This is a genomic window from Parafrankia sp. BMG5.11 (assembly GCF_004337455.1).
Map to the genome: position 1 here is coordinate 1 of NZ_SJXI01000175.1, position 8,187 is coordinate 8,187.

At 75.5% G+C, this 8,187-nt stretch carries 4 protein-coding genes and 1 pseudogene; 3 read left to right on the forward strand and 2 right to left on the reverse strand.

Going from position 1 to position 8,187, the window contains the following annotated elements; translation table 11 throughout:
* Positions 1-363: 363 nt before the first annotated feature.
* Positions 364-573 carry a DUF3046 domain-containing protein gene (locus E0504_RS49240; RefSeq protein ID WP_255565665.1) on the reverse strand — a complete coding sequence of 70 codons (210 nt, stop codon included), beginning with the start codon at positions 571-573 and terminating at the stop codon, positions 364-366.
* A gap of 205 nt (positions 574-778) precedes the next feature.
* On the opposite strand from E0504_RS49240, the gene E0504_RS49245 reads away from it, so the two are divergent.
* From E0504_RS49245 to E0504_RS54860, 3 genes and pseudogenes are all read left to right on the forward strand, one after another.
* Positions 779-5,635 carry an ATP-dependent helicase gene (locus tag E0504_RS49245; RefSeq protein WP_131628028.1) on the forward strand — a complete coding sequence of 1,619 codons (4,857 nt, stop codon included), beginning with the start codon at positions 779-781 and terminating at the stop codon, positions 5,633-5,635.
* Positions 5,632-7,020, forward strand: a complete 1,389-nt coding sequence (locus tag E0504_RS49250) for an MFS transporter (RefSeq protein WP_112105497.1) — start codon at positions 5,632-5,634, stop codon at positions 7,018-7,020. Before E0504_RS49245 ends, E0504_RS49250 begins: the two co-directional genes overlap by 4 nt.
* Before the next feature lie 116 nt (positions 7,021-7,136).
* Positions 7,137-7,334, forward strand: a pseudogene (locus E0504_RS54860) (DNA-formamidopyrimidine glycosylase family protein); the annotation flags it as partial.
* A gap of 39 nt (positions 7,335-7,373) precedes the next feature.
* On the opposite strand, the gene E0504_RS49260 reads toward E0504_RS54860, so the two are convergent.
* A partial coding sequence (locus E0504_RS49260) for an RNA-guided endonuclease TnpB family protein (protein WP_131628030.1) occupies positions 7,374-8,187 on the reverse strand: 814 nt, incomplete at its 5' end.

The following is an 8,187-nucleotide window of genomic DNA, read 5'->3' on the forward strand; positions in this document are numbered from 1 at the left end:
ACGCCTTGTCGCGGTCGGGTCCTGCCATTGGAGTTACTCCTGGCTGAGGTCGTCGAGTCTTGGCCACGAGCCGACGCTAGGGGGTGGGTCCGACAGTTTCGATAGCCGGGTGGCCTCTGTGGACAACTGAGCGCATGTGGACAACACTAGCCGAACATCCGTTCGAAGCCACAGTGACACGCCGGTGCCCACCCGAACGGGTGGTTCCGGCACGCCGCGCGCATACCCCTGACACCACGGGTGGCCGCTCGGCCCCGCGCCGCGCCGTCCGGCGCCGACCGTCACCGCCCGAACGAGCCGGTCGACGAACGAGCCGGTCGACGACCTGCCGACGCCAACCTGGCGGCGGCGCGGGCCGCCGCGTCAGCGATCGCGGGCCGGCACGTTGAACTCGTCGCAGACGGCGCGCCACACCTGCTTGAGGTCGTCGCCCCGGCCCAGCGCCCGTTCGACGGTCGCCCCGCCCAGCCCGGAGATCACATGGTCGCGTGCCAGTGAGTCCGCGTACGCCGCGCCGAACTGCTTGTTCATGTTCGCCCAGAACTCGGTCAGTCGCACGGGACCAGTGTGCACGGGCCTCCCGCCCGGCCTCCCGGCGCGGGACGCACCGGTGCCGGTCACGGCCACCAGGCGCCGGGCGCCCCACGACGCCCCGCCACCGTGATGCCGGGCGCAGGCACCGTCACGCCGGGCGCGGGCACGCGACGTCCCACGGGAACCGCGGAGCGGGCAAGTTCTGTCGGTGGGCCGAGTTGTGTCGGGGGTAGGACGCAGACTGGTGCACGTGACCGCATCGGACCCACTCGCCGCCTTCTCGGCCCCGACCAGGGAATGGTTCGCGTCCTCCTTCGCGGCGCCGACTCCGGCCCAGGCCGGCGCGTGGGCAGCCGTCGCCGGTGGGGAAAGCGCCCTGGTCGTCGCTCCGACCGGGTCGGGCAAGACACTCGCCGCCTTCCTCTGGTCGCTGGACTCGTTGGCCCGCTCGGCGCCGCCGGCCGATCCGGCCCGCCGCTGCCGGGTGCTCTACGTCAGCCCGCTCAAGGCGCTGGCGGTCGACGTGGAGCGCAACCTGCGCGCGCCACTCACCGGCATCCGGGCCGCCGCCACCCGGCTCGGCCTGCCCGTGCCGGACGTGTCCGTGGGTGTCCGCTCCGGTGACACCCCGGCGGCCGAGCGCCGGGCGTTCGGCCGCACCCCGCCGGACATTTTGATCACCACGCCGGAGTCGCTGTTCCTGATTCTCACCAGCGCCGCGCGGGAGGCGCTGCGCGGCGTGGAGACGGTGATCGTGGACGAGGTACACGCGGTGGCGGGCACCAAGCGCGGCGCCCACCTCGCGCTCAGCCTCGAGCGCCTCGACGACCTGTTGGACGTCCCCGCCCAGCGGGTCGGCCTGTCCGCGACGGTGCGCCCGGTCGACGAGGTGGCCCGGTTCCTCGGCGGGCCGCGGCCGGTCACCGTGGTGCGCCCGCCGGCGGCGAAGACCCTCCATATAGACGTCGTGGTCCCGGTCGAGGACATGGCGAACCTCGGCGAGGTGGCCGGCGCGGTCCCGGAGGGCTCCGCCGCCGGGGCGGCGCCGCGGGCGTCGATCTGGCCGGCGGTCGAGGAGAAGGTGCTCGACCTGATCCTCGGCCACTCCTCGACGATCGTGTTCGCGAACTCCCGGCGGCTGGCGGAGCGGCTGTGCGCGCGGCTGAACGAGTTGTACGCCGACCGTCTCGCCACCGCGGACGCCACGGGCGCCACGGGCGACCCCGATGGTCGGGAGACCGGCGGCTGGGAGTCCGACGGGTGGGAGAGCGGCGAGCGCGCCGGCCCCGCGGGCTCCCGCGCCCCCGCGGAGATCATGGGGGTCGCCGGTTCGGCCGTGTCGCCGGCCGGGGTCGAGGTGGCGCGGGCGCACCACGGCAGCGTCAGCCGTGAGCAGCGCATGCTGATCGAGGAGGACCTCAAGGCCGGGCGGCTGCCCGCGGTGGTCGCCACGTCCAGCCTCGAGCTGGGTATCGACATGGGCGCGGTCGATCTGGTCGTGCAGATCGAGTCGCCGCCCAGCGTGGCGGCCGGCATGCAGCGGATCGGCCGGGCCGGCCACCAGGTCGGCGCGGCCAGCCGGGGGGTGGTGCTGCCCAAGCACCGCTCCGACCTGCTGGAGTGCGCGGTCGTGGCCGAGCGGATGAGCGACGGGCGCATCGAGGCCGTGCGCTACCCGCGCAACCCGCTCGACGTGCTGGCCCAGCAGATCGTCGCGATGGTGGCGGTCGAGGACCGCGAGGTGGACGAGCTGGGCGCGCTGGTCCGCCGCGCGGCGTCGTTCGCCACCCTGCCCGCCTCCGCCTACGAGGCCGTGCTGGACATGCTGGCCGGGCGCTATCCGTCCGACGACTTCGCCGAGCTGCGCCCGCGCATCACCTGGGACCGGGCGACCGGGGTCCTCGCGGGCCGGCCGGGCGCCCAGCGGCTCGCCGTGACCAGCGGCGGGACGATCCCCGACCGCGGCATGTTCGGGGTCTTCCTCGTCGGTGAGAAGGCCAGCCGCGTCGGCGAGCTCGACGAGGAGATGGTCTACGAGTCCCGGGTCGGCGACGTCGTCCTGCTCGGCTCGTCGAGCTGGCGGATCGAGGAGATCACCCCCGACCGGGTGCTGGTGACCCCGGCGCCGGGCCGGCCCGGTCGGCTGCCGTTCTGGCACGGTGACGCGCCGGGCCGGCCTGCCGAGCTCGGCCGCGCGCTCGGCTCGTTCCTGCGGGAGCTGTCCGCGGCGAGCCCGCGGGACGCCGCCGACCGGGTGCGGGCCGCCGGGCTGGACACCTGGGCGACCGCGAACCTGCTGACCTACCTGGACGAACAGTGCGCCGCCGCCGGGCATCTCTCCGACGACCGTCGCATCGTCGTGGAGCGGTTCCGCGACGAGCTGGGCGACTGGCGCCTGGCCGTCCACTCGCCGTTCGGCGCGCCGGTGAACGCCCCCTGGGCGCTGGCGATCGGCGCCCGGCTGCGGGAGCGCTACGGCGCGGAGGTCCAGATCATGCACACCGACGACGGCATCGTCGCCCGCGTGCCCGACGCCGCCGAGCCCCCCGAGGCCGAGCTGGTCGTCTTCGAGCCCGAGGAGACCGAGGCGCTCGTCCGTGCCGAGGTGGGCGGCAGCGCCCTGTTCGCGAGCCGGTTCCGTGAGTGCGCGAGCCGCTCGCTGCTGCTGCCCCGCCGTACTCCCGGGCGGCGCACGCCGCTGTGGCAGCAGCGCCAGCGCAGCGCGCACCTGCTGTCGGTCGCCTCGACCTTCGGCGACTTCCCGGTCGTGCTCGAGACGATGCGCGAATGCCTGCAGGACGTCTACGACGTCCCGGCCCTGGTGGGCCTGATGCGCGACATCGGCGCCCGCTCGCTGCGGGTGGTCGAGGTCGAGACGCCGTCCCCGTCCCCGTTCGCCTCGTCGCTGCTGTTCGGCTATGTCGCCGCGTTCATGTACGACGGCGACGCGCCGCTGGCCGAACGGCGCGCCCAGGTCCTCTCCCTGGACAGCTCGCTCCTCGCCGAGCTGCTCGGTGAGGCCGAGCTGCGCGAGCTCATCGATCCCGGGGCGCTGGAGCGGATCACCGCCGAGCTCCAGCGGCTGGTGCCCGACCGGCACGCCCACGACGTCGAGTCCACCGCCGACCTGCTGCGCGCCCTCGGCGACCTGACGGACGAGGAGGCCGGGGCGCGGGGGGTGGCGCCGTCCTGGCTGGCGGCGCTGGCGGACGCCGGGCGGGTGATCCGGGTGCGGATCGGCGGCGAGGCGCGCTGGGCCCCGGTCGAGGACGCCGGCCGCCTGCGCGACGCGCTCGGTGTTCCGCTGCCGGTGGGAGTGCCGGCGGCGTTCACCGAGCCGGTCCGCGATCCGCTCGGCGACCTGGTCTCCCGCTTCGCCCGCACCCACGGCCCGTTCGAGCCGGCCGCCGTCGCCGCCCGTTTCGGGCTCGGGGTGGCGGTGGTCGTCGGGGCCCTCGAGCGGCTCACCGCGACCGGGCGGCTGGTACGCGGCGAACTCCACCCCGACCGCGCGGGCGAGCAGTGGTGCGACGCGGGGGTGCTGCGCGCGCTGCGCCGCCGCAGCCTGGCGGCGCTACGCAAGGAGGTGGAGGCCGTCCCCACCCGGGCGATGGGCGCGTTCCTGCCCGCCTGGCAGTCGGTGACGACAGGCCGCGGGCACGGTGTGGACGGCGTGCTGCGCGCCGTGGAGCAGCTCCAGGGCGCCCCGGTGCCGGCGAGCGCGCTGGAGCAGCTCGTCCTGCCCGCCCGGGTCAGCGACTACTCATCGGCGATGCTGGACGAGCTGTGCGCGACCGGCGAGGTGCTGTGGGCCGGGGCCGGCGGCCTGCCCGGCAACGACGGTTGGGTCACCCTCGTGCTGGCCGACTCCGCCGGGGAGCTGCTGCCCCCGCCCGACCTGGACGCCGCCGGCGGCGACCTGCACCGCGCGATCCTCGACGCCCTCGCCGGCGACCAGGCGCTGTTCTTCCGGACCCTCTCCGACCGGGTCGGCGCGCTCGACGACACGGCCCTGGCGGACGCGCTGTGGGATCTGGTGTGGGCCGGTCTGGTCACCAACGACACCCTTGCCGCCCTGCGCGTCCAGCTCGGCGCCGGGCGTCCGGCGCATCCCGCGCATCCGGTGCCGCCGCGCCGGCGCTCGGCGCGCGGCCGGCCGGCGCGGTTCGGCCGGCCGACCATGCCGCGCCGGGCCGGCCCGCCCACCGTCGGCGGCCGGTGGTCGCTGCTGCCGGAGCGGGAACCCGACCCGACCCGACGGGCGCACGCGCTGGCCGAGTCCCTCCTGGACCGGCACGGCATCGTCACCCGCGGCGCGGTCACCGCCGAGCGCACGCCAGGCGGATTCGCGGCGGTGTACCGGGTGCTGTCGGCGTTCGAGGACGCCGGGCGGTGCCGCCGCGGCTACTTCGTCGAGTCGCTGGGGGCCGCGCAGTTCGCCGTCCCCGGCGCGGTCGACCGGCTCCGCGCGATCGCCGGGGCGCAGCGCGACGCCGCCGACCAGCCCGCCTGGTCCGCCCCCGACCTGGTCGCCTCTGGTCTCGGCGTCTCTGGCTTCAGCGCCTCCGGTCTCGGCGCCCAGAGCCTGGGCACCCCGGGTCTGGGGTCGGGCCATGCCGCGGCGGCGCGACTGGGCGGGGCCGCGGCGGCGGAGCGGTTCCCGGCCGCCGGGTCCGGGGGTCCGCCAGGCTACGGCGCCCGCCGCGGGGACACCGGCGCCGCAGCGGCGGTCGTGCTCGCGGCCAGTGACCCGGCGAATCCCTACGGTGCCGCGCTGCCGTGGCCCAAGCGCCCGGCAGCCGACGGCGAGGGCTCGGGCCACCGTCCGGGGCGCAAGGCCGGCGCGCTGGTCGTCCTGGTCGACGGCGAGCTCGTCCTCTACGTCGAACGAGGCGGCCGCACCCTGTTGTCGTGGTCGGACGCGCCGGGCCTGCTCGGCCCGGCGGTGGGTGCCCTGGCCGGGGCGGTCCGCGCCGGGTCCCTCGGCCGGCTGGCCGTGGAGAAGGCCGACGGCGCCGCGGTGGTCGGCAGCGGGCTCGGCGCGGCCCTGGAGTGGGCGGGGTTCCACCCGACCCCCCGCGGCCTACGGCTTCGGGGGTGACCACGGCGCGGGAGGAGCCCGGCCGCGTACCCACCCCGTGGGACCCGAGCCTGCGCGGCCTGACGATCGGCCTCGTCAGCACCGTCACACTGATCGCCTTCGAGGCGATGGCGGTCGTCACCGTGCTGCCGGAGGTCGCCGCCGACCTGTCCGGACTGTCCCTGTACGGCTGGACGACCAGCGGGTTCTTCCTCGGTCTGCTCGTCGGGGTGGTGATCGCCGGGGCGGAGACGGACCGCGTCGGCGCGGTGCGCCCGTTCACCGTCGGGCTGTCGCTGTTCGCCGCCGGCTTAGCCGTGGCCGCCCTCGCGCCGACCATGGAGATCCTGGTGGCCGGCCGCATCCTGCAGGGCCTCGGCGGCGGCGCGGTACCCGCCGTGCTGTACGCGACGATCGGGCGTGCCTACCCGGAGTCGCAGCGGCCCAGGATGTTCGCGGTGACGTCCACCGCCTGGGTGGTGCCCGGGCTGGTCGGGCCGGTGACCTCGGCGCTCGTCGCCGAGCACGCCGGCTGGCGGTGGGTCTTCGGCGGGCTGCTCCCGCTGGTGCTGGCGGCCGGGGCGATCACGGTCCGCGCGCTGGGCGGGCTGGGGCCGCCGCCGACCGCGCCCACCGGCGGGGCGGCGCGGCGTTTCGTCGCCGCGATCAGGGTGAGCGTCGGTGCCGGCCTCATCCTGGCCGGGCTGACGAGCCGGTCGCCGCTGGGGATCGCGCCGGTTCTCGCCGGGGGGCTGCTCGCCTACCGGCCGCTGCGCGTCCTGCTCCCGGAGGGAACGCTGCGCGCACGTCCCGGCATCGCGGCGGCGGTGGCCGCCCGCGGGCTGCTGACCTTCGCCTTCTTCGGCGCCGACACCTTCGTCCCGCTGGCCGTCACGGCGGCGCGCGGGCAGTCCACGACGGTCGCCGGCACCGCGGTCACCGTCGCGACCGTGACCTGGACAACAGGCTCCTGGACGCAGGCGCGGCTGGCCGGGCGCTACCCGGGGCGGGAGCTGATCCGCTCCGGCCTGCTCCTGGTGGCGGCCGGCACGGCGGGCTTCGCCCTGGTCCTGGTGGACGGCGTACCGCTGGCGGTGCCGATCGCCTGCTGGGGGCTCGCCGGGCTCGGGATGGGCCTGGCGTATTCGCCGGTGGTGAGCCTGGTCCTCGCCGAGACGCCGCCGGAGCGGCACGGCACGGCGTCCAGCTCGGTGACCCTCTCGGACAACCTCGGAACGGCGTTCGGGACAGGTCTTGGCGGAGTGGCCGTCGCGGCCAGCGAAGCCTCCACCGGGACACCCTCAGCCGGGCTGGGTGTGGTCTTCGCCCTGACCGCGGTCGTCGCCGTGCTGGGCGCCACCGTCATCCGCCGGGCTCCGTCCAGGACGTTCCCCACTGTGTCCTGACGATCTGTGTCCTGACGATCCGCGTCCGGACTGGCCGTGCTCTGACTGCACCCGTGCACGGACACGGACCGCGTCCTGGCAGGTCGACAGGGCCGGGTCGTGGGCACCATGGGGATGTGCCCGAAGGTGACACGGTCTGGCTGGCGGCGCGGCAGATGGATACCGCGCTCGCCGGCCGGGTGCTGCTGCGCTCGGACTTCCGGGTGCCGTCGCTGGCGACCGCCGACCTGAGCGGGCGGCGGATCATCACCGTCCGCCCACGCGGCAAGCACCTCCTGACCCGAGTCGAGGGCGGCCTCACCCTGCACACCCACTTCCAGGTGACTCCTCCGACGGTTGGAGCCGTCGGCTTCTCAGGCCGCTTCCGCGCCCTGACGGGCCAGCCCGACCCGAAGAATGTTGATCGCCGCGTTCACGTCGGCGTGCGCGGCATGCCCGCACGCGACACAGACGAACGCGGCCTGTGTCCTGCGGCTGTCGGCGTGGCAGTGCCCGCAGACCACACAGGTGCGGGAGGTGTTGGCAGGGTTGACCTCGACGACCACCCGTCCGGCACTTTCAGCCTTGGCACGCAGCACAGCGAGGAACACCCCCCACCCCGCGTCGAGAACACTCCTGTTCAACCCGGACTTCGCCGCCTGCCCGTTCGCCAGGAAAGCTCCGAGCCGGTCGGGGTCGGGTCTCGGCGCGACCCGGCGGGTCATGTTCACGATCCGCAGTGCCTCCACGGCGATCAGATCGTGGTCGCGGACCAGGTCGCGTGCGACCGTGTGGGCGAGGTCGAGCCGCTGCCGGCGAACCCTGCGGTGCAGGGCGGCGACCTTCGCGACGGTCTTCCGGCGCCGGGTCGACCCCCGCTTCTTACGGGCCAGTTCCCGTTGCGCACGCGCGAGCCGACCGGCCGCCGCGGCAAGAAAGCGCGGGTTACCGACCTGACGGCCATCGGAGAGGGTCACCAGCGACGCCGCACCCATATCCACCCCCACCGCCACCCCGGTGGCCGGCAGCGGCCGCGCGGGCACGTCGTCGCAGGAGAGGACCACATACCAGCGGCGGCCTTCCCGCTTCACCGAGACCGTCCTGACCGTGCCCGCCACCGGCCGATGCTGGTGCACCTTGACGTGACCCACACCCTGAAGCCGGACCCGGGTCCGGGTCCGGGTCCGG